General features: G+C 70.6%; 17 protein-coding genes and 2 tRNA genes. 10 read left to right on the forward strand and 9 right to left on the reverse strand.

The features are described from left to right. Positions 1-51 precede the first annotated feature (51 nt). Both ACX9TP_RS21685 and rsmI read left to right on the forward strand, forming a co-directional pair. Positions 52-432 (forward strand): YraN family protein, encoded by a 381-nt coding sequence (locus tag ACX9TP_RS21685; protein WP_267863107.1) that lies wholly within the window; start codon positions 52-54, stop codon positions 430-432. Positions 433-441: 9 nt separating this feature from the next. Continuing rightward, entirely contained in the window at positions 442-1,272 is an 831-nt protein-coding gene (gene rsmI, locus ACX9TP_RS21690) for a 16S rRNA (cytidine(1402)-2'-O)-methyltransferase (RefSeq protein WP_482981625.1), read from the forward strand. 54 nt (positions 1,273-1,326) lie between these two features. On the opposite strand, the gene ACX9TP_RS21695 is transcribed toward rsmI, so the two are convergent. From ACX9TP_RS21695 to ACX9TP_RS21715, 5 genes are all read right to left on the reverse strand, one after another. Then, positions 1,327-2,625 carry a hypothetical protein gene (locus tag ACX9TP_RS21695; protein WP_482981626.1) on the reverse strand — a complete coding sequence of 433 codons (1,299 nt, stop codon included), beginning with the start codon at positions 2,623-2,625 and terminating at the stop codon, positions 1,327-1,329. A gap of 96 nt (positions 2,626-2,721) precedes the next feature. After that, positions 2,722-3,756: a peptidoglycan DD-metalloendopeptidase family protein gene (locus ACX9TP_RS21700; RefSeq protein WP_482981627.1), complete on the reverse strand. Its 1,035-nt coding sequence runs from the start codon at positions 3,754-3,756 to the stop codon at positions 2,722-2,724. A 79-nt stretch (positions 3,757-3,835) separates the two neighbouring features. Further along, complete coding sequence (locus tag ACX9TP_RS21705) at positions 3,836-5,260, reverse strand: sigma-54-dependent transcriptional regulator (protein WP_482981628.1); 1,425 nt, start codon at positions 5,258-5,260, stop codon at positions 3,836-3,838. A 14-nt stretch (positions 5,261-5,274) separates the two neighbouring features. After that, complete coding sequence (gene encA, locus ACX9TP_RS21710; protein ID WP_482981629.1) at positions 5,275-6,159, reverse strand: encapsulin nanocompartment shell protein EncA; 885 nt, start codon at positions 6,157-6,159, stop codon at positions 5,275-5,277. A gap of 42 nt (positions 6,160-6,201) precedes the next feature. Then, positions 6,202-6,678: a ferritin family protein gene (locus ACX9TP_RS21715; protein WP_482981630.1), complete on the reverse strand. Its 477-nt coding sequence runs from the start codon at positions 6,676-6,678 to the stop codon at positions 6,202-6,204. A 105-nt stretch (positions 6,679-6,783) separates the two neighbouring features. On the opposite strand from ACX9TP_RS21715, the gene murJ reads away from it, so the two are divergent. The 5 genes from murJ (at position 6,784) to ACX9TP_RS21740 (ending at position 12,228) form a co-directional block, all read left to right on the forward strand. Then, a complete protein-coding gene (gene murJ, locus ACX9TP_RS21720; RefSeq protein ID WP_482981631.1) occupies positions 6,784-8,487 on the forward strand; it encodes a murein biosynthesis integral membrane protein MurJ in 1,704 nt (567 codons plus the stop codon). A 282-nt stretch (positions 8,488-8,769) separates the two neighbouring features. Continuing rightward, entirely contained in the window at positions 8,770-10,749 is a 1,980-nt protein-coding gene (locus ACX9TP_RS21725) for a S1 RNA-binding domain-containing protein (RefSeq protein ID WP_482981632.1), read from the forward strand. A 100-nt stretch (positions 10,750-10,849) separates the two neighbouring features. Continuing rightward, positions 10,850-10,923: transfer RNA gene (locus tag ACX9TP_RS21730), tRNA-Met, on the forward strand. A 69-nt stretch (positions 10,924-10,992) separates the two neighbouring features. After that, a tRNA-Met gene (locus ACX9TP_RS21735) sits at positions 10,993-11,066 on the forward strand. Positions 11,067-11,280: 214 nt separating this feature from the next. Next, positions 11,281-12,228 (forward strand): aromatic alcohol reductase, encoded by a 948-nt coding sequence (locus ACX9TP_RS21740; protein ID WP_482981633.1) that lies wholly within the window; start codon positions 11,281-11,283, stop codon positions 12,226-12,228. Positions 12,229-12,237: 9 nt separating this feature from the next. Here the strand turns inward: ACX9TP_RS21740 and ACX9TP_RS21745 are convergent, their stop codons facing one another. Further along, positions 12,238-12,531: a hypothetical protein gene (locus ACX9TP_RS21745; RefSeq protein WP_482981634.1), complete on the reverse strand. Its 294-nt coding sequence runs from the start codon at positions 12,529-12,531 to the stop codon at positions 12,238-12,240. Between the two features lie 285 nt (positions 12,532-12,816). On the opposite strand from ACX9TP_RS21745, the gene ACX9TP_RS21750 reads away from it, so the two are divergent. Continuing rightward, positions 12,817-18,984 (forward strand): myxosortase-dependent M36 family metallopeptidase, encoded by a 6,168-nt coding sequence (locus ACX9TP_RS21750; RefSeq protein WP_482981635.1) that lies wholly within the window; start codon positions 12,817-12,819, stop codon positions 18,982-18,984. Between the two features lie 136 nt (positions 18,985-19,120). Here the strand turns inward: ACX9TP_RS21750 and ACX9TP_RS21755 are convergent, their stop codons facing one another. Next, positions 19,121-20,179, reverse strand: coding sequence for a patatin-like phospholipase domain-containing protein (locus tag ACX9TP_RS21755; RefSeq protein ID WP_482981636.1), 1,059 nt, complete (start codon positions 20,177-20,179; stop codon positions 19,121-19,123). Between the two features lie 110 nt (positions 20,180-20,289). Between ACX9TP_RS21755 and ACX9TP_RS21760 the strand changes: the two genes are divergently transcribed. Then, positions 20,290-21,981, forward strand: a complete 1,692-nt coding sequence (locus ACX9TP_RS21760; protein WP_482981637.1) for an amidase — start codon at positions 20,290-20,292, stop codon at positions 21,979-21,981. Between the two features lie 14 nt (positions 21,982-21,995). Here the strand turns inward: ACX9TP_RS21760 and ACX9TP_RS21765 are convergent, their stop codons facing one another. Then, complete coding sequence (locus ACX9TP_RS21765) at positions 21,996-22,721, reverse strand: 2OG-Fe(II) oxygenase (RefSeq protein WP_482981638.1); 726 nt, start codon at positions 22,719-22,721, stop codon at positions 21,996-21,998. Between the two features lie 99 nt (positions 22,722-22,820). Between ACX9TP_RS21765 and ACX9TP_RS21770 the strand changes: the two genes are divergently transcribed. Continuing rightward, entirely contained in the window at positions 22,821-23,858 is a 1,038-nt protein-coding gene (locus ACX9TP_RS21770) for a methyltransferase (RefSeq protein WP_482981639.1), read from the forward strand. On the opposite strand, the gene ACX9TP_RS21775 is transcribed toward ACX9TP_RS21770, so the two are convergent. After that, a complete protein-coding gene (locus tag ACX9TP_RS21775) occupies positions 23,836-24,990 on the reverse strand; it encodes a DNA topoisomerase IB (RefSeq protein WP_482981640.1) in 1,155 nt (384 codons plus the stop codon). The genes ACX9TP_RS21770 and ACX9TP_RS21775 overlap by 23 nt on opposite strands. Positions 24,991-25,144: the final 154 nt, after the last annotated feature.

Raw genomic sequence — 25,144 nt, forward strand, 5'->3', positions numbered from 1 at the left:
CCTCCACGCAGGAGGACCGGGACGGGCGGGTGGCGTCGAAGGGGAGGGTGCATGGGACGGGCGGAGCCGCGGGAGCGGCGGCAGTACGGGAATGCGGCCGAGGAAGCGGCGGTGGGCTTCCTGGAGGCGCGGGGGTGGCGGGTGCTGGCGCGCAACTGGACGTGCCGCTACGGGGAGCTGGACGTGGTGGCCGAGCGCGAGGACGTCGTGTGTTTCGTGGAGGTGCGGATGCGCTCCACGGCCGTGTGGGGAGACCCGGCGCACACGGTGTCCTTCGCCAAGCAGCGTCGGGTGGTGAAGGCGGCGCTGCACTACCTCTTCGCCCATTCGCTGGGCGAGCGGATGATGCGCTTCGACGTGATTTCGGTGGTGGGGCGCGGCGAGCGCGCCACCGTGGAGCACATCCCTGGCGCCTTCGACGCGGGTATGTGAGAGGACGCCATGGCTGGAACGCTCTACCTGGTGGCCACGCCCATCGGGAACCTGGGGGATGTGACGGCGCGCGCGCTGCAGACGCTGCGCGACGTGCGCTTCATCGCCTGTGAGGACACGCGGCACTCACGCGTGCTGCTGGACCACTTCGGCATTGGCGGGAAGGACCTGGTGAGCCTGCCGGCCTTCGCGGAGGGGCAGCGCGCCGGGCGCATCCTGGACCGCATCGCGGAAGGGGACGACTGCGCGCTGGTGACGGACGCGGGAAGTCCGGCCATCAGCGACCCGGGTGAGCGGCTGGTGGCGGAGGCGCTGGAGCGCGGGCTGACGGTGGTGCCCATTCCGGGCCCCACGGCCCTGGTGGCCGCGCTGAGCGCGTCCGGGCTGCCCACCGGGCGCTTCCACTTCCTGGGCTTCCTCCCGCGCAAGGGCGCGGAGCGGCGGGCCATGCTGGAGGAGGTGGCCAACCTGTCCGCCACGCTGGTGCTCTACGAGTCCCCGCGCCGCGTGGGCGAGACGCTGCCCGACTTGCTGGACGCCTGGGGAGACAGGCGTGCCTGCGTGGCGCGCGAGCTGACGAAGCTCCACGAGGAGTTCGCCCGGGGCACGCTGGCGGAGCTGGCGGCGCGCTACGCGGCGGAGGAGCCCCGGGGCGAGGTGGTGGTGCTGGTGGAGGGCCGCACCGGCGAGCGCCGCTGGTCCGAGGAGGAGCTGAAGAAGGCGCTGGAGGAGGGCCTGTCGCGCGGCGAGAAGCTCAAGGCGCTGAGCACCGAGCTGGCCCGCCGCGCGGGCTGGGCCGGTCAGGACGTCTACCGGCTGGGCCTGTCGCTGAAGCGGTGAGGCTTTGGAGCGCGGGCGGGGACGGGCTCGCGGTGCCCGTCCCCGGCCGTGTGGCTAGAAGCTGAACGTGGCGCTCAGGTCGAAGCGGAACGAGGTGCTCTCCACGGCGCGGAAGCGGCGGGACACCAGGTCATAGCGCCAGTCGAACGTCGGGTTGAGCTCCGCGGGGTTCGCCTCCACGTCCACCTGGCCGTTGCCGTCCAGGTCCTGCCCCAGCTCCTCGGCGGTGAGGGTGTGGTCGGTGTTGTAGAGGAACGTGCCGGAGGCGCGGATGGTGAAGGACTCGGCCGCGCTGGCGTTGATGCCCAGCATGCCGCCCACCTGGAAGTAGTCCTCCGAGGTGAGGAGCTTACCCAGCGCCTGGCTCATCTCGTTGTAGTACCGGCCGCGGCCCACGTAGTTGCCGATGGTGCGCAGGTCCAGGGCGAACTTCTGGGACTTCTGCGGCTTCTCGAAGGGGACCAGCTCCACGCCGAAGAGCATGCCCGCCTGCGTGGGGGCCTGGATGCCCGTCTCCTTGCGCGTCCACGGGCCGGTGAAGCAGTTCTCCGGGGCGCCCAGGTTGTCCGGGTTGGACGCCGCCTGGTCGCAGTTGGAGTAGATGCCCGGGCCGCGCACGGGGATGGTCCAGCTGGCCTTGAAGTACGGCTCGGCCACGCCCATGCGGCGCGAGAAGGACGTGTAGAGCTGGTACTTGTGGACGCGGTCGCCGATGTTGCCGCGCTCGTCCGGGTCCGTGGTGTTCGCGCTCGGGTCGCGCTGCTTCGCGGTGGGGGCCTCGTAGTCCAGGCCGACAATCCACGTGGGCTTGGTGGCGTCCTTGTCCTGCTTGAAGAAGGCGTAGGCGAGCCCGAAGCGCATGTTGCCCAGGCCGCCGCGGAAGCTCTCCTGCGGGATGTCGAACAGCGGCACGCCTGCGCCTGGTTCACCCAGGCAGTTCGGGATGACCGAGCCGTTCGCGTTCAGGCAGTTGTTGGTGATGGTGGAGTTCTCCGGCGTCGCGTCGGAGGTGCGGTCCCAGCGCTCGTTCTGCTGGAACACCAGCGGCAGCGTGAAGGAGAACTCCAGGTCCCGGTACAGGCCGAAGGACAGCTCCAGGTTCAGCCGCGCGTCCACGCCCTTGTACCAGAGCTCCGTGGCGTCGATGCGCGTGGTGCCGTCCGAGCCCGCGGGGATGAGCTGCTCGCGGATGATCTTCGCGCGCGTCTGCGTGCGCTCGAAGCCGACGTCGATGAAGAGGTCGAACGGGTCGTCGTCCTCGAAGGACGAAGCAATCCGGGTGATTTCCGCCGCGCTGGCGGCGAGCGGCGCGCCCAGGGTGAGTGCGGCGAGTACGGCGCGAAGCCTTTGCATCCGACCTCCGACGGCGAATCACCCGGGCCTTCCGGCAAGGCCCGGGGGCTTCCAGCTAGCCGCGCCGTCGGAGGAGTGTCAAGAAACGGGTGGCAATTACTTCCCGGCCACCGAGGTCCCGAGGAGGCCTTCCAGCCGGCGCACCTCGGACTCGAACTGCGCCTTGTTGGCCGTATTCAGCGCGCGGCGGAAGGTCTTGTGCTGGTCGAAGGGGTCCAGGACCCGGTCATCCTGCGTCATCAGCTGATAGTGCAGGTGGGGGGCGAAGGAGCGGCCCGTGTTGCCGCTGGCGGCGATGACCTGGCCCGTGGTGAAGCGGGTGCCGGGCTTGATGTCCTTGGACAGCTCGTCCAGGTGCAGGAAGAGGGCGCGCCGGCCTCGGCCGCCGGTCTCCACCAGCTCCAGGCAGTTGCCGTTGCTGCCCCAGTTCCAGTTCTTGCGCTTCACCACGCCATTGAAGGGCGCCTTGATGGGCGTGCCCACCGGGGTGCGGAAGTCCACGCCCTTGTGGCGGCGGCCGTCGCGCAGCAGGGACGTCACCTGCTCGTAGTCGTCGATGGGCGACTTCTCCAGGCGCATCTCCAGCTCGTCGCCGGTGGAGAGGTAGTAGCGGGCATTCTTGTCGCCCTCGCCCTGGAAGCGGTAGGCGCTCATCGTCTTGCCCAGCTTGCCGCTGGTGAAGCGCACGGCGTGCACGAGGGGTTCCTCGTTCTCGCGGCGCTGGTACAGCACGTCGAGCGTGTCGCCGCGCAGGATTTCACCCGGCACTTCCACCCACCACACCAGCGTGCGCGTCACCACCTGCGCCAGGGCGGGGCCCACGTCCGCACCGGCGGCGGCGTTGAGGGCCGTCTCCAGCGGGCCGTCGATGCGCATGGAGGCGCGCTCCAGGCCGGCGGCCTTCACCGGGTCCACGGGCGCCGGAGGGGCGACGGGCGCCGCGGCGACAGCCCCCGCATCCGTGGCGGCCACGGGGGCGGCCGCGGTGGCCTGCTCCGTGGCGCCTGCCATCCGCTGCTTCCACCACCACACGCCACCGGCGGAGGCGCCGAGGATGAGTGACACGGCTACCACCGAGCCGAGCGGACTGCGCTTCGGTGGGGCACCGAGGGTGGGAAGGTTCGGCCGCATACAAGCTCCCTGGGTTTGGAAAGAGTGGGCCGGCCCGAAACCGACGCGCGCGCGGAGGAATTCCGCCTCCGCGCGGAAGCTACTCGTCGGTGCCGTCGTCCTGCCCGTCGGGGGTGGTGTCGCGCAGGCCGAACTCCTTCATCTTCGTCTGCAGCGACTTCCGGCTGATTTGAAGCAGGCGAGCGGCCCGCGTGACGTTGCCGCCCGTCTCATCCAGCTTCTTCACGATGAGGTCCCGCTCCAGCTCGGCCGCCTTCATCCGGACGATGTCCTTGAGGCCCACCTCGCCCGTGGGAACCTCCATGGACGGCGTGGAGGGGGAGGACACGGCGCTCGCCTGCACGCCCGCTCCGCTGCGGACCGGCTCCGGCAAATCCTTGCCGGTGATGAAGGGGCCGTCCGCGAACAGCAGCACGCGCTCGATGAGGTTCTCCAGCTCGCGGATGTTGCCCGGCCACGCATAGCCCTGGAGCAGGGCCATGGCGTCATCGGTGATGCCTTCAATCTTCTTGTTGAGGCGCCGGTTGTATTTGTCCAGGAAGTGCCGCGCGAGCATGGGGATGTCGCTGCGGCGCTCGCGCAGGGCGGGCAGGGTGATGGGGACCACCGCCAGCCGGTAGTACAAATCCTTGCGGAAGCGGCCCGCCTCGATTTCCGCCTGGAGGTCGCGGTTGGTGGCGGCCACGAGGCGCACGTCCACGCGCGTCGTCTTGATGCCGCCCACGCGCTCGAACTCGCCCTCCTGGAGCGCGCGCAGGAGCTTCACCTGCATCTCCACCGGGATTTCGCCAATCTCGTCCAGGAAGAGGGTGCCCTCGTCGGCCAGCTCGAAGCGGCCGGGCTTGGAGGTGACGGCGCCGGTGAAGGCGCCGCGCTCGTAGCCGAACAGCTCGCTCTCCAGCAGCGTGGCGGGGATGGCCGCGCAGTTGATCTTGATGAACGGCTTGTCGCGCCGGCTGGAGGCGCCGTGCAGCGCGGTGGCGATGAGCTCCTTGCCGGTGCCGCTCTCGCCGGTGATGAGCACCGTGGAGGGCGTGTCCGCCACCTTGTCGATGATCTTGTAGACCTCTTGAATCTGCGGCGAGTCCCCGATGATGGCGGCGCGCGCCTTGACGTCCGGACGCACGGAGCGGCGGGCGCTCTCGTTCGTCTTGGCGGCCTTCGCGACGACGGAGGACAGCTCCGCCTGATCGAAGGGCTTGGTGATGTAGTCGAACGCGCCGGCCTTGATGGCGTCCACGGCCGAGTCCACGGTGCCGTGCGCGGTGATGATGATGACCGGCACGTCCGGGTTGGCGGCGCGGACGGTGCCCAGCACCTCCATGCCGCCCACCTTGGGCATCACCAGGTCCGTCACCACGATGTCCGCGCCGTTCTTGTGGAACTCGGCGAGCCCCTGCTCGCCGTTCTCCGCGACGGTGACGTCGAAGCCGTCCCGGCGCAGCATCGCGGCGAGCACCTTTCGCAGGTTCGCCTCGTCGTCGATGACCAGGACCTTTGCCATGTGGGCTGTCAGGGTTAGCGGCGGTGCGTGGGGGCGGGCGGCGCGGTGGCGGCGCCGGGGCCCTCCAGGGTGCAGATGGCGTCCGGGTGCTTGATGCGCAAGAGCAGCGCCTCCAGCACGCGGAACGGATGGTTCATCCGCGAGGCGCCCAGGTACGCGGCCACCATGTCCATGGACACGGCGAGGTCCATGTTCTCCCGGCCGGTGGACACCACCACGCCGGAGTCCCCGCGCAGGCGGTTGGACTGGTAGACGCCGTCCGACGCGAGCTGGCGGATGGTTTCAATCTCCAGCACGCCCGTCTTCTCGTAGATGCGGTGCAGCTGCGAGTACAGCCGCGGCGACAGCACCACGGCGTAGGGGCCGAAGTGGCCGTGCTCGTTCAGCTTGCGCGTGGAGTCGACGATGGCCTGGAACCCGCCGCCCGCCACCGTCCAGTCACCGAGCGGCACGGTGAGCCGGCCGTTGGCCGTCATCAGCCCCTCGTAGCCCAGGCGCGCGTCGCCGTAGAAGATGAGCTCGTCCTCCTGCTGCGCGCACAGCGCGGCGGCGCCCGCGGCGGCGGACACGTCCAGCGGCATGTTGTGCGTGCGCGCCGCCTCGATGTCGCGCCAGTGCAGCAGGAAGTCCTTGTAGAGGATGGGGATGGTCTTGAACTTGCGCGCGTCGGTGAAGACCATCGCGGTCTCCTGCTCACCGACGATGTCCACCGCGCCGGGCGACACGCCCTGGAACTCGTCGTAGGGCACCGTCTGCACGCCCGCGCCCAGCGGGCCGTAGATGTCCAGGATGCGACGGCCGACCAGCGACCGCCGCGCCACCTGGATGACGGTTTCATTCAGGCGCGCCCACTCCTCTTCACGGAGGGGGTTCTCGGCATGTCCAAGGAAGTCAGGCATCGGATGTTCTCCAGAGGAGTCAACAAGGAGAGAATAGGGACGTCAGCGACCGCTGCCACCGCCGCCACCACCCCGGCGGAGCGAGCCGACGGTGAGCGGGTGCGACTCCACCGCGGGCGGCGGGGCCGGCAGGCCGTACATGAGCCGCTGCGGGGGCAGCGACGTGAGGGGCTCCATGGCGGGACGGCCATTGCGGCCATTCCCGGCCGCGGGCGCGGGCGCGGGTGGAGCAGCCCGGGCCGGAGCGGCGGGGGCACCCGCGGCGCCCTCGAAGTGTCCGGTGGCCACGGGAGTGGTGAAGTGGGCGTCCTGGCCGCCGTCCAGCATGCGCAGCATGTGGACGGCCTCGGAGACGTGCTCCTTCTCCTCGGCGGCCAGGTGCAGGAAGAAGGCACGGACGTCGGGTGACGAAGAGGCCCGGGCGAACGCCTCGTATTCGTTGATGGTCTCGAGCTCGCGGGCCAGTACGCGGCGGATGCGCGCCACGTCGTCCAGGTCGCTGTCGGGGGTTCCGGCCATTGGCACCGGACCCTGGCAACCTGGCGAGGTAGCGTCAAGTGAAAGAGACTGGCCGGGTTTCGCGCTTCATGCCACTCAACGGCGCGCGTAGAGTCCCGCGCCCTGGTGACTTCCTCCACGCCCGCGCCCTCCTCGCCGCCGCCGTCGCCGCCTCCCGCGCCCTCCCGGTCCGCGCGCCCGGGAGGCAAGGGCGCGCTGCTCGTCGCCACGGGCATCCTCGCGTCACGGTTGATGGGCCTGGTGCGCGAGCGCGTCTTCGCGCACTACCTCGGCAACGAGCTGGCGGCCGCCGTCTTCAAGGCCGCGCTGCGCATCCCCAACTTCCTGCAGAACCTCTTCGGCGAGGGGGTCCTCTCCGGCTCGTTCATCCCCGTCTACGCGGGCCTGCTGGGCCGCGACGAGACGAAGGAGGCGGACCGCGTGGCCGGCGCGGTGTTCGGCCTGCTGTCGCTCGTCACCGCGGTGATGGTGGCCGCGGGAATGCTCGCCACGCCGCTGCTGGTGGACCTCATCGCCCCCGGCTTCAAGGGAACCGAGCGGGAGCTGGCCATCCGCGTGGTCCGCATCCTCTTCCCCGGCACGGGGATGCTGGTGCTGAGCGCGTGGTGTCTGGGCATCCTCAACAGCCACCGCCGCTTCCTGCTGTCGTACCTGGCGCCGGTGGTGTGGAACATCGCCATCATCGTCACGCTGGTCTTCGCCGGGGGCCGCTACACCGAGGACCGGCTGGTGGAGGTGCTCGCCTACGGCGTGGTGCTGGGCTGCTTCCTCCAGTTCGCGGTGCAGGTGCCGTCGACCCTGCGCCTGCTCGGGAGCTTCCGTCCGACGCTGTCCCTGGCCAGCGCGTCGGTGCGTCAGGTGCTCGAGAACTTCGGCCCGGTGGTGCTGGGGCGCGGCGTGGTGCAATTCAGCGCGTGGGTGGACACCGCCTTCGCCACGCTCATCTCCAACCGCGCGGTGTCCTCGCTGCTGTACGCGCAGACCATCTACCTCATCCCGGTGAGCCTCTTCGGCATGGCGGTGTCCGCCGCGGAGCTGCCGGAGATGTCCCGCGCCTCGGGCGAGGGCCAGGACGTGGCCGCGAAGCTGCGCGAGCGCATCGGCAACGGCGCGCGGCGCATCGCCTTCTGGGTGGTGCCCTCCGCCGCCGCGTTCCTCTTCCTGGGGGACATGGTGGCCGCGGCGCTCCTGCAGACGGGCCGCTTCGACGCGGCCGACTCGCGCTACCTCTGGTACCTGCTGATGGGCGCGGCGGTGGGCCTGGTGGCCTCCACCGTGGGCCGGCTCTATGCCTCCGCCTTCTATGCGCTGAAGGACCCGAAGACGCCCCTGCGCTTCGCGGTGGTGCGCGTGTCCGCCGGAGCCCTGGGCGCGTGGCTGCTGGGCCTGAAGCTCCCGGGGTGGTTGGGTCTGCCGGACTACCTGGGCGCGCTGGGGCTCACCCTGGCGGGCGGTCTGGTGGCCTGGCTGGAGTCCAGCCTGCTCCGGCGCAAGCTCGTGAAGCAGCTCGGCCCGGTGGGCGTCCCCCCCGGACTGCTGCCCCGGCTGTGGGGCGCCGCCTGCGTGGCCGGGCTCGTGGGGCTGGGCATCAAGCTGGGCCTCGCGTCCCTGCTCGGCCCCATGCCCGGCGTGACGGCGATGTGGGGGGGCGGGCTGCTCGTGCCCCCCCGGCTGCACCCCGCGCTGGGCCTGCTGGCGACGGCCGTCCCCTTCGGGATGGTTTATTTCGCACTGGCCGCCGCCCTGGGTGTCCCGGAGGCCGGAGCGGTGTTCCGCAAGGTCGGCCGCAAGCTCCGGTTGGTGCGCTAACTACCCGTGAATACTCGGCTCCTGACGGACCGGCCGGCATCTCTTTGAGCGGCAAGCAGTGCCCGCGGGATGGCCTGGAGCACTGCCTCCGTTCAACAACGAAGCAACGGTCCACACGGCGTGCGCGTCATCTGGCTTCCTCCGGAGTTGGCGCGCGTGTAGAGTGCGCCGCCTTTTTCACCGGGGCCCGGCTTCTCGGGAAGCCAGGGTCGAATTCGTCTCAGGAAGGTCTCGGCAGTGAGCGACGAGAAGAACGGTTCCAATTCGGGCGGTCCGGGCGGCATGGGTCCCAAGAAGCCGAAGGCTACCTTCGGTGACGTGATGCTCGGCATCCCCTCTGGGGGAAGTGGCCGGGACGGGGACCGGGGTGGGCGCGGAGGTGGCCGCGGTGGTGAGCGTGGTGGCGACCGCGGAGGTCGTGGCGAGCGCGAAGCGTCGCCCCGGCCCGAGGGTGGCGCCCCGCGTGGCGACCGTCCTCCTCGTCCTGGCGGTGACCGGGGCGGCGAGCGCCGTGGTGGCGGGAGCGGTGGCGGCGAGCGCCGTCCGTCCGGCCCCATGGTGGTCGTCAAGCGTGCCTCGGGTGCCATCGAGACGCGGGGCCTCGCGGACGAGAAGCCCGCCGACGCCACCGCGACGGCCGAGGAGACGACCGCCGCCGCCGAGGCTTCCGCCGCGACGACGCCGGCTCCCACGCCTGCGCCGCGCCCCGTGACTCCGACGCCCGCGCCCTCCAGCGCGCTGTACGAGGAGGTCCCCGAGTCCCAGTCCTTCGCCGAGATGTTCGAGGCGCAGGGCGGTGCTCCGGGCCGCCGCGGCGTGCGCGTGGGCGAGAAGGTCAAGGGCACCATCTTCCAGCTCGGCGCGGACACCGCGTTCGTGTCGCTGGAGGGGTCCGCCAAGAGCGAGGCGATGATCGAGCTGCGCGAGCTCAAGGACGACGAGGGCATCCTCCGCTTCGGCGTGGGTGACAGCCTCGAGGCCCACGTCATCGAGGTGGGTGCCAAGGGCATCCTGCTGTCGCGCGCGCTCGCCAAGGGCAGCGCGTCCATGGCCATGCTGGCCGAGGCCCGCGCCTCCGGCATGCCCGTGGAGGGCATGGTGCTGAGCGTGAACAAGGGCGGGGTGGAGGTCGCCATCGGCGACATCCGCGCCTTCTGCCCCATCAGCCAGCTGGACCTGCGCTTCGTGGAGAAGCCGGACCAGTTCATCGGCGAGAAGCTCCAGTTCCGCGTCACCGAGGTGCGTGATCGCAACGTGGTGCTGTCGCGCCGGGCGCTGCTCGAGGAGGAGCAGCGGAAGCTGGCCTCTGAGACGCGCAAGAACCTGTCCGAGGGCAAGGTCGTCAAGGGCAAGGTCTCCGGCGTGCGCGACTTCGGCGTCTTCGTCGACCTGGGCGGCGTGGAGGGCATGATTCCCGTCTCCGAGCTCTCGTACACGCGCGTCGGCCACCCGTCCGAGGTGGTCAACGCCGGTGACGAGGTCGAGGTGGAGATCCTCCGCATGGAGGCCGCGCAGCCCAACTCGCCCGACAAGAGCAAGCAGAAGGAGCGCATCACCCTGTCCATGCGCTCGCGCATGGAGGACCCCTTCAAGAAGGCCATCTCCGAGATCAAGGAAGGCGACCGCCTCCAGGGCAAGGTCGTCCGCCTGCAGCCCTTCGGCGCCTTCGTGGAGCTGCGCCCCGGCGTGGATGGCCTCGTGCACATCTCCGCGCTGAGCGACCGTCGCATCGCGCACCCGCGCGACGCGGTGAAGGAGGGTGAGGTCATCTGGGTGGCCGTCGAGAAGATCGACGCCAACGACAAGCGCATCGGCCTGCGCCGCATCTCCGAGGAGGAGGCGCAGCGTCCTCCCGAGGAGCGGCCGGCCGCCGCCGCCAGCGCCGCGCCCGCCGCGGCCCGTCAGCCCGCCGCGCCCCGTCCCAAGGTGGGCGACGTCGTCGTCGGCAAGGTGGACCGCATCGAGCCCTACGGCGTGTTCCTCCAGTTCGCTGGCGGCAAGGGCCTGCTCCCCGCGAGCGAGACGGGCACCGAGCGCGGCACCGACCTGCGCAAGCACTACTCGCTCGGCCAGGAGGTGAAGGTCGCCATCCTCGACATCGACCCGGCCGGGAAGATCCGCCTCTCCGTCACCGCCGCGCAGCGCGCGGAGGAGCGCGCCGAGGTGGAGGCCTGGCAGAAGACGCAGCAGCCGCAGGGACAGGCCGCGGGCAAGAAGGGCTTCGGCACCTTCGCCGACCTGCTCAGCAAGATGCGCAAGTAACGCTCCTCTCTCCGCGCTGCGCACCGAATGGCGCAGCGCGGAGAAAGGTGTTGACGCTCCGGGGTGGGGACGGTACTAACCCCCTCGCCGCAGCCACTGACGCGGGGTGGAGCAGCCTGGTAGCTCGTCGGGCTCATAACCCGAAGGTCGCAGGTTCAAATCCTGCCCCCGCAACTCGTTGCACCTGAAGCCCTGCCGGAATGATGGCAGGGACTCAGCGGTTCGAAGACAGACACAACATGACGCGGGGTGGAGCAGCCTGGTAGCTCGTCGGGCTCATAACCCGAAGGTCGCAGGTTCAAATCCTGCCCCCGCAACTCGGATCGGCCCGGTCATCCTCCTGGATGACCGGGCCGATTGCTTTTGGGCGTACCCGTCGCCAGCACTCCTGCTCGTCCCTCGTCCGGACCAGGGGCGGCCGCGCCCACCGCGCAGTCGCTGTCCGTCCCAGGCTCCATCTTCCCGGTGTGGGCAGCCTGCGTGGATGGACTCCTTCCGCCGCGCCTGCCCGCCGGTGAGGAGGAGCGGACGATGGACACCGAGGCCACGCACGTCCTGCTGGTGGGAGGCACGGGCCGGTTCGGGCACCGGCTCGCCTCGGCGCTCCTGTCCCGGCCCGGCATCCACCTGCACGTGCTGGTGCGCCCCGGCACGCGGCCCGAGTCGCTGGACGGGCTCGCGGACCAGGGCGTGACGCTCGTCGAGGGCTCGCTCCAGGACGTGCGCTCGCTCGACTCGGCGGTGGAGGGCGTGGACGCCATCATCTCCGCCGTGCGCGGCGGGCCTGACGTCATGGTGGACGGTCAGCTCCGGCTGCTGGACGTGGCGCGGCGGCACGGCGTCATGCGCTTCATCCCCTCGGACTACTCGCCGGACTTCTTCCAGCTCCGCGACGGCGCGGACGCGCAGTTGGATTTGCACCGGCGCGTCGCGGACGCCGTGGAGCGCAGCGGCGTGCGGCACACGTTCATCCTCTGCGGTGCCTTCATGGAAGTGGCGCTGTCGCCCCGGGCGCACGTGTTCGACCTGGAGCGCGGGCACGTGGCGTACTGGGGCACCGGCGACGAGCCCTTCGACGTCACGGCGATGAGCGACGCGGCCTGGTGGGTGGCGCAGGCCGTGGTGGACCCGCGCGCGGAGGGCCGGCGTCTGGAGCTCGTGGGGGACGTGGTGACGGTGAACGAAGTCTCCCGGCTCTACGAGGAGCTCACGGGCCGGCAGCTCCAACGCGTCTGCCGCGGCACGGTGGAGGACCTGCGCCGCCACCTCGCGCGCGCGAGCGCCCCGGAGGACGCGGCCCCCGAGGGACTCGTGCTGCCGCACCTCCTGCTGCAGCTCGCGGGGAGGGGGCGGCTGCGCAACCCCGCCAACGCGGAGCTCTCACGGCGCCGCCCCATGACGGTCCGCGAGTACCTCGAGGCGAGGCCGGGGCCGTGGCTGGCGTCACGCGCGGAGGCTTCACACCCCACGCACCCGTGAGCGCGTGCTTCAGCGCTCCTCGGCCGGCGGCAGCCGATGAGGCGCGGGATCACACGCGAGCTGGGCGCACTCGAGCGCCGTGCCGCACTGTCCATCACAACAGCGCTCCTGCTTTCCCGGGCAGGTGCCCGCGTCGGCGGCTGGGGCAGGGAAGTGCGGCGGGCCCTCGTGCGGCGCCACGCCCGCGTCCCAGCGGCGCACGCCCTGGAGCGGAGTGCCGCCATCCGTCCCCTGGCCGCCCTGCCGCGTCTCCACGGGCCCCGTTTCCGCGGTGGACCGGCAGGCCACGGGCAGGACGGTCAACCCGAATCCGACCCACATCCGCCCCATCAGGCTTCGCGCCCACCGCATTTTTCCTCCAGGCCCGCTCATAACCTGCCGTAACTACGGAATTGTGCGCCGCGTCGGGAATAACCGCCGATGTCGCCTTTCAACCTACATCGTAAAGGGCACTAATCTTCTCATCAGGTGACACTTTGTCACCCGGGGGCGACATTCGTGACCTGGCGTTCCGGCGATGGTGCCGGGGCACCCTCCCAGGTCGCAAGGTGGCTCCCACCCCGCGGTTGAAACAGGGAGTTCCCCCACGTGAGAAGGTTGGTTGCCACGCTGTCCGGCCTGTCGCTGGTGTTGTCCGGTACCAGCGCTGTTGCACGGACGCTGCCGAACTACGATGCATTGCAGGACGCGAAGCCCGCGGGTCGAGTCGCCGCTGGTTTCAAGCCCGTGGACTCCAAGGGGCCGCAAGTCGCTCATCGTGATGAGCGCACCGGTTCTCCTACGTTCCTCTGGGCTCGGAAGAGCGCGGATCAGTCGAAGCTGAGCGCGTCTTCCCAGTTCGCGAGCATGGCGCCCGGGCAGGCCGCCCTGGCGCAGATCGCGGACGCCGCGTCCCTCTACGGAGTGAGCTCCTTCGAGGCCGCGGGTGCGCGAGTCGTCAACGTCAGTGAGAACCGCCAGGGCGTGAAGGTCGTCACGCTGGCCCAGGAGTCGGGGGGTATCGAGGTCTTCCGGCAGTCCCTCAACCTCCTGCTCAACCGCAAGAACGAGCTGGTTGCCGTCTCCGGCAGCATCTCCAAGCACGTCTCCGCCAGTGTCGCGCCGCGCGTCCGGTTCCAGCTCACGGCCAGCTCCGCCGTCGCCGCTGCCTACCAGGACCTCACCGGCAACGCGCTGGACGGCAGCCTGCTCAAGAGCGTGGCGGCGCAGAACGCCGGCAAGTACACGCACTTCGAGCTGGCCTCCTACGCCCGCCCCCTGGAAGAGGGACTCCTCATCCCGGCGCGCGCGAAGCAGGTCCTCTACTCGCTGCCCACCTCGCTGGTGCCCGCGTACTACGTGGAGCTCAACACCGGCCACGTCGACAGCAAGGACTCCGACTTCTACGGCTACGTCATCTCCGCGCTCGACGGCCGCGTGCTGATGCGCAACAACCTGACGTCGCACGCGGACTTCTCCTACCGCGTCTACGCGGACACCACGCCGCCGTACACCCCGCACGATGGCCCCACGGGCAACTACGCCGCCACGCCGCACCCCACGGGCAACCCGGACGGCTACCGCCCGGCGTACGCCCCTCCCGCCCTCATCACCATCCAGAACGCCCCCTACAGCCAGAATGACCCCTGGCTCCCGGCTGGCGCCACGGTGACCACGGGCAACAACGTGGACGCCTACGCGGACCTCGTCGCCCCGGACAACTTCAACGCCGGTGACCTGCGTCCCACCGTCACCGCGCCGGGCGTGTTCGACCGGACGATGCTGTTCGACATCCAGCCGAACGCGAACGCCGAGCAGATTGCCGCGGCCACCACGAGCCTGTTCTATCTGAACAACTGGCTCCACGACTGGTTCTACGACGCGGGCTTCGACGAGGCCTCCGGCAACGCGCAGGTCGACAACTTCGGCCGCGGCGGCCTGGGCAACGACGCCATCCGCGCGCAGGCGCAGGACTACAGCGGTACCAACAACGCCAACATGTCCACGCCGGCGGACGGTCTGTCCCCGCGCATGCAGATGTACCTCTTCTCCGGCCCGCGCAACGCGCGCCTGACGGTGAACCCGCCCTCGGGCATCGCGGGTGACTACCTGGTCGGTGTCGCGTCGGCCTTCGGTCCCCAGACGTTCGACATCACGGGCCCCGTGGTCGCGGCCCTGGACGCGTCCGACGCCACCGGTCCGAGCACCACCGACGGCTGCTCCGCGCTCACCAACGGGGCCGAGGTCACCGGGAAGATTGCGATCATCGACCGCGGCTCGTGCAACTTCAACCTCAAGATCGAGAACGCGCAGGCGGTGGGCGCCATCGGCGTCATCATCGCCGACAACGCGCCGGGCTTCGTCACCGACATCGGTGGTACGTCCACCCTCGTCACCATCCCCTCGCTGCGCCTCACCCAGGCGGACGGCAACCGGGTTCGCGCCGCGATTCCGGCGGGCATGACCGCGCGGATGTTCCGCGGGACGACGGTCAACGTCGACGGCACCATCGACAACCAGATCGTGGCCCACGAGTGGGGCCACTACATCAGCAACCGCCTCATCGGGAACGCGTCCGGCCTGGTCAACAACCAGGGTCGCGCCATGGGCGAGGGCTGGGGTGACTTCACCGCACTGCTGATGACGGTGCGCCCCGAGGACATCAACGTCCCGTCCAACGCGAACTGGAATGGCGTGTACGCCATGGCCGAGTACGCGACGCGCGGCATCTCCCCCGACTCGTCGTTCTTCGGCATCCGCCGTGGCGCCTACTCGGTGGACCCCACCAAGAACGCGCTGCGCTTCCGTCACATCATGGACGGCGTGGCCCTGCCGACGAACACCCCGTTCGCTCCGGGTGGCGTCAACTCGCAGGTGCACAACTCCGGCGAGATCTGGGCCTCCATGCTGTGGGAGTGCTACGTGGCGCTCCTCCGTGCGCATCCGTTCCAGGAGGCGCAGGACCGCATGAAGAGCTACGTGGTCAACGGGTACAAGCTGACGCCTCCGTCGCCCACCTACCTGGAGGCGCGTGACGCCGTCATCGCCTCGGCCATGGCCAATGACCCGGCCGACGGTCAGCGCCTCTGGGCGGCCTTCGCCCGCCGCGGCGCCGGCGTGGGCGCGGTGGCCCCGGACCGCAACTCCGTCAACCACGCGGGTGTGGTGGAGAGCTACAACGTTGGCACGGATATCCAGGTCCTCGGCGCCTTCTACGAGGAAGACCCGGCGAGCCCGGGTGACGGGGACGGCATCCTCGACAATGGGGAGACCGGCTTCCTGACCTTCGTCGTCTACAACAACGGCTCCGAGCCCGCCGAGACCAGCAGCGTCACCGTCGTGACGAGCACGTCGGGTGTGTCGCTGGGCAGCCGTGGCACCGCGACGTTCCCGGCCATGCAGATTGGCGACCTGAGCTTCGCGTCCATTCCCGTCACCCTGGCGGGCGCGGGCACGGCTCAGCGGCTCGACTTCACGTACTCCGTCCGCGACGACCGCCAGGCGACCCCGGGCGACAAGTCCGACACGCTGGCCTTCAAGGCCAACTACGACGAGGTTCCCGAGGCCACCACCAGCGAGACGGTGGAGGCCACGCCGAGCAGCCTGCCCTGGACCACGGAGTACGACGAGAACCTGGTCGCTTCCGAGTTCGGCGTCGTGGAGTTCACTGACCTCAACCGCGCCTTCTTCGGTGAGAACCTGGGTGCCCCGGCGGACTCCCGCCTCATCACCCCGGAGCTGAACGTCGGCACCGCCGCGCCGTTCATCGTGTCCTTCCGCCACGCCTTCGACTTCGAGGCGGACGCCAGCGGCAACTACGACGGCGCCGTCATCGAGCTCACCGAGGACGGTGGCCAGACGTGGGTCGACATCGGCACCCCGCTGTACAACGGCGTCCTCGTGAACTACGCCGGCAACCTCAACCCGCTGGCGACCCGCCGCGCCTTCACCGGCACCACCGCGGGCTTCCCGACGTTCAACGTCGTTTCGCTGAACCTGGGGACTGCCTACGCGGGCAAGACGGTGCAGATCCGCTTCCGCATCGGCAGCGACAACGGCGCCGCGAACACGGGCTGGCTGCTGGACGACCTGTCCTTCTCCGGCATCACCAACCTGCCGTTCATCAAGATCTGCGCGGACAACGGGGTGTGTGGCAACGCCGCTCCGGTCGTCTCGGCCGGCCCGGACGTGACGGTCGACGAGCGCGCGCAGGTGAACCTCACCGGTAACGGCTTCGACGCGGACGGCCAGGCGCTCACCTACACCTGGGCGCGCGTGTCCGGCCCGGCGGTGACGCTGACCAACGGCAACACGCTGACGCCGTCCTTCACGGCGCCCGACGTGACGGTGGACTCCGACCTGGTGCTCCGCCTGTCCGCCACCGACGGCGTGACCACGGCCACCGACACGGTGACCGTGCGCATCCGCCAGGTGAACCGTGCTCCGACGGCGAACGCGGGCCTCGACGGCGCCGCCGACGAGCGCACCGCCGTGACGCTCTCCGGCTCCGCGAGCGACGCGGACGGCGAGACGCTGACCTACCTGTGGACGCAGGTGTCCGGCACCCCCGTGTCGCTGCGCGGCTACAACACCGCGACGGCGACCTTCACCGCTCCGGACGTCGCGGCGGCCGGTGAGACGCTCACCTTCAACCTGGCGGTGAGCGACGGCAAGACGACGACCAGCGACACGGTGAACGTGAGCGTCGCCAACGTGAACCGCGCGCCGATGGTGACGGCCTCGTCCGCCGCCTTCGACGAGCGCAGCACGGCCACCCTCACGGCCTCCGCCACCGACCCGGATGGCGACACCGTGACGTACAGCTGGACGCAGACGGGCGGCGACACGGTGACGCTCTCGGGCGCCAACACCGCGACCGTCACCTTCTCCACCGGCGAGGTGTCCGCTGACTCCGTCCTCACCTTCAACGTGACGGCGAGCGACGGCACGGCCACGGCCACCCAGACGGTGACGGTGACGGTGCGCGACCAGAACCGCGCTCCGACCGTGAACGCGGGCCTCGACGCCACCGCCGACGAGCGCGCCACCGTGACGCTCTCCGGCTCCGCGAGCGACGAGGACGGCCAGTCGCTGACCTACCAGTGGACGCAGACCGCCGGCACCCCGGTGGGCCTGCACGGCCACGACACCGCGACGGCGACCTTCATCGCGCCGGACGTGGTGGCGCCCGAGACGCTCACCTTCACCCTGACGGTGAGCGACGGCAAGCTGTCCAGCAACGACTCGGTGAGCGTGTCCGTCGGCAACGTGAACCGCGCGCCGATGGTGACGGCTGCTTCCGCCGCCTTCGACGAGCGCAGCACGGCCACCCTCACGGCCTCCGGCACCGACCCGGATGGCGACACCCTGACGTACAGCTGGGCGCAGACGGGTGGCGACACGGTGGTGCTCTCGGGCGCCGACACCGCGACCGTCACCTTCTCCACCGGCGAGGTGTCCGCTGACGCGGTCCTCACGTTCACCGTGACGGTGAGCGACGGCACGGCCACGGCCACCCAGACGGTGGTGGTGAACGTGCGCCAGATCAACCGCGCTCCGACGGTGAACGCGGGCGTGGATGGCGCGGTGGACGAGCGCGGCACGGGTACGCTGAGCGGCTCCGCGAGCGACGCGGACGGCGACGCGCTGACCTACCACTGGGTGCAGGTGTCCGGCACCCCGGTGGCGCTGACCCACGCCAACGCGGCGGTGGCCACCTTCACGGCGCCGGAGACGGCGGCCGGTGAGACGCTCTCCTTCATCCTGACGGTGAGCGACGGCAAGTCGACGGCCAGCGACACGGTGGACGTGTCGGTCAACACGGTCAACCGCGCGCCGGCCGTGACGGCCTCCGCCGTGGCGGTCGACGAGCGCAGCACCGCCACCCTCGCGGCCACCGCCGCGGATGCGGATGGCGACACGCTGACCTACGCCTGGTCGCAGGTGTCCGGTCCGGAGGTCACCCTCACGGGTGCCGACTCCGCGACGGCCACCTTCTCCACGGGCGAGGTGGCGGCTGACACGGAGTTCACCTTCCGCGTGACGGTGAGCGACGGCACGGCCACGGCCAGCCACGACGTGGTGGTGACGGTGCGCCAGGTCAACCGGGCGCCGGTGGCCGAGGCCGGTGCGGCCGCGTCCGCCAAGGGCAAGACCCTGGTCACCCTCGACGGCAGCGCCAGCGCTGACGCCGATGGCGCCACGGTGACGTACCAGTGGACGCAGGTGGGCGGCCCGTGGGTGACGCTGACGGGGGCCACCACGGCCAATCCGTCCTTCACCGCGCCGGATGTCGACGCGAACACGGAGCTGACCTTCCGCCTGGTGGTGAGCGACGGAACGCTCACCAGCGAGGCGGACACGGTGACGGTGACTGTCACGCAGTCCGACAACATCGTCCCGGTGGCCAAGGCGCGCATCATCCTCTCTGGCGACCAGACGTCGATGACCCTCGACGGCTCGACCTCCAGCGATCCGGACGGTGACGCCATCACCTACAAGTGGGAGCAGACGGGCGGCCCGGCCGTCACCCTGAGCAACCCCAACCAGGCGGTGCTCAGCGTGGACGTCCCCGAGCTCGACGACGACAGCGCCACGTTCAGCTTCAAGCTGACCGTGACGGACGCTCGCGGTGGCACGCACACCGCCACCGTGGAGGCCACGGCCACGCCTGAGAATGGCGGCGGTTGCTCCTCCACGGGCGCGGGCGCCCCGGCCGGCATGCTCGGCCTGGCGCTCCTCAGCCTGCTGCGCCGTCGGCGCAACACGCTGGCCTGAGACGTGACGGTGCCGCCAGGCCCGGGCGGCTGAAAGGCCCGGGTCCGGCGGTTCCCCACTGAGCTTCAGAAGTCTTGCGGCGGCCGGCTCTCCCTTCGAGGAGGCCGGCCGCCGCTCTTTTTGGCGGGCCCGCGCTTCAGAGCGGCCGCACGTGCTCCGCCAGGCGCCCGGTGGTGATGAGCTCCAGCAGCTCGTCGCCCATGCGCTCGCTCTCGGCGACCACCTGGTTCCACGCGCGGATGCGCTCCGTGTCCTTCAGCCGCTCGAAGTCCACGCGGTCCGGAATCCTGCCTCCCGGCAGCCGCGCCACCAGCTCCGTGGACGGTGCAATCAGGAGCGCCCTGCGGAAGTTGGCCGGACGCGCGCGCCGCCAGGGCAGGGACTTGTCGAACCAGCCGGGCACCACGTACGGGTAGAAGTGCGGGTAGAGCACCAGCCCCTCGCCCGGGCCGAAGTCCAGGTCCAGGTGGTAGTCGAGCACGCCTCCGTCCCGGTACACCCCGGGCCGCGCGCCCGGAATCCGCACGCCGCTGAGCACCATCGGAATGGAGCCCGAGGCCAAGAGCGCCGGGCGCAGGTTCTCCCGCGTCAGCGGCAGGTGCACGGAGGGCAAGTCCCTCAGCCCGGCGAACGGGCTGGTGTCGCCCGCGGAGTGGAAGATGACGCGCTCCATGTGCAGACCGAGCGTCCGCCGGCTCACCAGGTTTCCCATCGCGCACAGCGCCAGTCCCAGCATCTGCACGCGCGGGTGCTCCACGCCCACGGGCCCGCGGCACAGCGCGGTGACGACGTGCAGCCGGGCCCAGGGGTGCTCGAGAATCTGCGCCTCGCCCTCGTCGCCCAGGAGCGCGTCCAGGATGCGCGCGCTCGTCTCGCTCACCAGCGACGGGGGTGGCTTCGCGGGGTAGCGCTGGTCGATGTACGCCGCCTCGAAGCGGTGCAGCGCCGCCACCGGGTCCGCCTGCGCCACGCACGCCAGCCGCCAGCTCCCGATGGACGAGCCAATCAGGTGCAGCGGCCGAGTGCGCCCCTGGAAGAGCCCGGCGAAGAGGGCGCGGTCCAGGCCCGCGAGCACCAGCCACTTCGGTCCCCCCGAGGCACCGGGCACGACGTCCACGTCATCGCCACGCAGGCCCCGCTCACGAATCATCCGCAGGGCGTCGGGGCCGGCCAGGAGGGTCAGGTTGGATGCCATATCGGGGGCGGCAAGGTAGCAGGGGCCGCCCGCGCGCGTTGGCCCTCTCGGGCCACACCACGCTCCGCTTGCGACAGTCCGCGCGCCGCTGCTGTAGTGCGCGGCACCCCATGAAGAAGCCCACTCCTCCTGGCAGTCCCTCCCCGGGCCTGAGCCGCCGCGCCTTCCTCGGCGGCACGGCCGCGGCCACCGCCCTCGTCACGCTGGACTCCCAGGCCCAGGCGCCCTCCGCGCCACCGGCCGGAGCGGCTCCGGCGGCGGCTCCCGCCTCGAAGCCCTTCGAGCTGGAGGAGGCCACCGTCGCGGACCTCCAGGCGGGCCTGAAGTCCGGCAAGCACACCGCGCACGGGCTCACGGAGCGCTACCTCGCGCGCATCAACGCGCTGGACCGCAAGGGAGACCTCCCGCTGCTGTCCGTCATCGAGCTGAACCCGGACGCGCTCGCCATCGCCGCGGCGCTCGACAAGGAGCGCAAGGAGAAGGGGCCGCGCGGGCCGCTGCACGGCATCCCCGTCCTCATCAAGGACAACATCGCCACCGCGGACCGCATGCAGACCACCGCCGGCTCGCTCGCGCTCGTGGGCGCGGTGCCCTCGCGCGACGCGTTCATCGTCGAGCGCCTGCGCGCGGCGGGCGCGGTCATCCTCGGCAAGACGAACCTGAGCGAGTGGGCCAACTTCCGCTCCACGAAGTCCTCCAGCGGCTGGAGCGGGCGCGGGGGCCAGACGCGCAACCCGTACGCGCTGGACAGGACGCCGTCGGGCTCCAGCTCGGGCTCCGGGGTCGCCGCCGCCGCCAACTTCTGCGCGGTGGCCGTGGGCACGGAGACGGACGGCTCCGTGGTGTCGCCCTCGGCGGCCAGCTCGCTCGTGGGGCTCAAGCCCACGGTGGGCCTGGTGAGCCGCACCGGCATCATCCCCATCTCCCACACCCAGGACACCGCCGGCCCCATGACGCGCACCGTGGCGGACGCCGCGGCGCTGCTCTCCGTGCTCGCGGGGGTCGACCCCTCGGACGCGGCCACCGCCGCGAGCCGGGGCAGGGCCCACGCGGACTACACGAAGTTCCTGGACCCCAACGGCCTCGAGGGCGCGCGCATCGGCGTGCCGCGCGAGCGCTTCTTCGGCTACCACGCGCCTTCCGACGCGCTGGTGGACCAGGCCATCGAGCTGATGAAGGCGCAAGGCGCCACCATCATCGACCCGGCCCCCATCCCCACGGCGTCGAAGCTGGACGAGCCCGAGTTCGAGGTGCTGCTCTACGAGTTCAAGGCGGACCTGGAGGCGTACCTCGCCGGGCTGGGGCAGGGGACGCACCCGCGCACGCTCGCGGACCTCATCAAGTTCAACGACGAGCACCGGGCCACGGAGTTGCCGTACTTCGGCCAGGAGCTATTCCACATGGCGCAGGCGAAGGGGCCGCTGACGGACAAGAAGTACCGCAAGGCCCTGGCGGACTGCCGCAAGCTGTCGCGCGAGCAGGGCCTGGACGCGGTGATGGCGAAGCACAAGCTGGACGCGCTCGTCGCCCCCACGCAGGCGCCTCCGGGCCTCATCGACCTGGTGAATGGCGACCACTGGCTGGGCAGCAGCTCCACGCCCGCCGCCGTCTCCGGCTACGCCACCCTCACCGTGCCCGTCGGCTACGTCTTCGGGCTCCCGGTGGGCATGTCCTTCATCGGCCGCGCCTGGAGCGAGCCCACGCTGCTGAAGCTCGCCTACGCCTACGAGCAGGCGTCGCACCACCGCCGCCCGCCCGGCTTCGCTCCCACGGCGGACCTGCGCCTGAAGCCCGCCACCTGAAGTCCCGCGCCGGGTTACTCCAGCTCGCCCGCGGGGGCGGCGTCGGGCCGCTCCCGCCAGTCGTCGAGGTAGGCCGCGAAGCCGGCCTTCGACTGGAGGCGGAAGGAGGGGATGCGCGCGAGCGCCTCGGGCGGGAAGACGTACTGCTCGCACACGAGGCTCGCCCGCCGCGCGCCCTCCGCGCCTCCCGTGAAGGGCCGCACCTCGTGCTGCAGGTCCCCGCGGAAGTGCACCAGCATCCCCTCGCGCGGGCGCACCTCGCCCACCGGCACGTTGTCGCGCAGCAGGCACAGCTCGCCGCCCTTCGCGCGCTCGGGGACCTGGAGGTACAGCACGCTCACGTGGCGCGGCGTCGCATCCGGCACGCCGCTGGGGCCCTGGAGCGTCGCGTCGATGTGTCGGCCCACGGCCGTGCCCGCGTCCAGCAGCAGCAGGTTCAGGTAGAAAGCGTTGGGTGGCGCACGTTGCTTCCGGGCCCCCAGCAGCCGCTCGCCCCAGGGGAGCAACCCGCGAGCACCGGCCGGATCCAGCACCCTCTCCAGGTAGCAAGAGAGGAACGGGAAGCGGGACTCCAGGGTGGCGCGCCCCTCGTGCGTGAAGATGAAGGCAAAGCCTCGGCTCGCGCGGAACGTCCCCATCAGCGGGCTGCGCGCGACGAAGCGCGAGCCGAGCAGGGCCCCCCGGAGCGCCTCTAGCGCCGGTGTAGGCAGGGCTTTACGCTGGGTGGTGTAGGTGCGCACAGGAAAAAAACCGCAAGACATGCCCAACAGACCAATAGCGATTTTACAGCCTACCTTCTAGGTTCCACTCTTGTCGTTCTCATCCCCCGAGAAGGATTCATGAGCCAGCACCCCCGACCGTCCAGCACTCCTCCTCCCGCGGCCCTCATCATGACCCAGATGGTGTACGGCTTCTGGGTCTCTCGATGTCTCCAGATCATGGCCGAGCTGGGCATCGCCGACACCATCGGTGATGTCCCCAAGAGCGTGGAGGAGCTCGCGAAGGCGAGCGGCACCCATGCACCCGCGCTTCGCCGGATGCTTCGTCTGCTCAGCGGCCTGGGGGTGCTGCGAAAGGACGAGCAGTCGGAGTGCTGGGGGCTCACCGAGCTGGGCAGCATGCTGCGCAAGGACAACCCGGGCTCCGTCTACGGCTCGCTGCGCGCGCACGGCCACCTGCTGTCCTGGCAGGCGTGGGGCGACCTGAAGTCGTCGCTCACCACGGGCCAGCCCTCGGTGGAGAAGTTCATGGGCGACACGTTCTTCAACTACCTCGCCGCGCACCCCGAGGACGCCGCCATCTTCAACGGGAGCATGGCCGCGTACCAGACGCTCAACGCCCCGGCGGTGGTGAGCGCGTATGACTTCAGCACGGCCCGCACCGTCATGGACGTGGGCGGCGGCACCGGCACGCTCATCTCGCACATCCTCGGCGCGCACCCGGCCATCCGCGGCTCCATCTTCGAGATGCCGCACGTGGCGGTGGAAGCGCGCGAGCGGCTCGCGTCCATGGGGCTGAAGGAGCGCTGCGACGTCGTCGACGGCGACTTCTTCGCCTCCATTCCCCAGGGCCAGGACATCTACATCCTGTCGCAGATCCTCCACGACTGGGACGACGAGAAGAGCCTGCGCATCCTCGGCAACATCCGTCAGGCGATGCGGCCGGACTCGAAGCTGCTCGTCGTGGAGACGGTGCTGCCGGGCGACAACGCGATGCACTTCGGCAACCTCTACGACATGGCGATGCTCGTGCTCGTGGGCGGCCAGGAGCGCACCGACGCGGAGTACACGGCGCTGGCGCAGAAGGCCGGGATGAAGATCGCCAACATCCTGCCCACCACCATGCCTCCCAGCGTCATCGAGCTCGTCCCGGCCTGACCTGGTGGCGGGCGGAGCCCCGGTGCTTCGTCTCGCCGAGCATGTTGAGCAGGGCCTTCTCCGAGCAGTGGAGGCCCTCGCTCGTCGTGGCGGCCAGCTCGTCCACGGACTCGAAGTAGCGGTCCACCACCTGGCCCCGCTCGAACATGGCCAGCACGGACGGGTAGATGTACGAGGACTTCGCCACCGCGGGCGTGTTGCCCAGGTGCTCGGCGGCCTCCTTCACGGCGGCCACCATCGTCTTCTTGAGGGTGGTCTTCTTCACCAGGCCGTCGTCGCCGCCCGTCTCCCGCTTCACTCGCTCGCGGGCCCTGGCCAGCGCGCACGCGCAGATGAGCGTTCCCGCCCAGGTGCGGAAGTCCTTGGCGCTGAACTGCGGGCCCATGACCTCCTGGATGTACTCGTTGAGGTGGCGCCGCCGCACGTCCACCACGGCGCCGTCATCCACCACGAACTTGAAGACGTCCCGTCCGGGCACCCTCATCAACTGCCGGACGATGGTCGCCACGCGCCGGTCCCTGAGCTGCCGGCGCTGCTGCTTGCCGCTCTTGCCCGGGAAGTCGAACGTCACCGTGTCGCCCGCCACGCACACGTGCCGCCGGCGCAGCGTGGCCAGGCCGAAGCTGCCATTCTCGTCCGCGTACTGCTGGCTGCCGGGGCGGATGAAGCACGAGCCGAGAATGCGCAGCATGCACGCCAGCACCTTGTCCCGGCCCAGCCCCTTCCTGCGCAGGTCCGCATTCACGCGTCGCCGCATGCGCGGCAGCGCCCGCGCGAAGCCGACGATGCGCTGGAACTTCTCCTCCTCCTGCCGGCGCGTATGGGACGCGTGGTAGCGGTACTGCCAGCGCCCCGCCGCGTCCCTGCCCACCGCCTGCAGGTGCGCGGTGGGGGAGGGGGCGATGGCCACGTCCGTCCAGGCCGGGGGCAGCCGCATGGCGTCGATGCGCTCGCGGTCCGCCTTCGTCGCCGCCTTCCCATCCGCGCGCACGTAGCGGAAGCCGCGCTTCGCCGTGCCCACCCGCCGGATGCCCGTGCGCTGGAGCCGCTCCAGGTGAGTCTCGCTGCTCGAGCGGCTCCGCCCCCCCTTGGAGGGCTCCATCCAGGAGGCTGGCTCGGCGTGCGTCATCATGGGATGGGTCCGCAGGACAGGTAGACCCCGGCGCTCCATGCACAGGGGGCCTCCCTGTAGTGCGCAGCCCCCGGCCGCGCGACAACCCAGGCGTCGCCTGGATGCCTGCCCAGGGAGCCGCCAGAAAAGCGCCCGGCGGCGTTTTCGATGGGAA

It is taken from the genome of Pyxidicoccus sp. M15, from assembly GCF_056858435.1.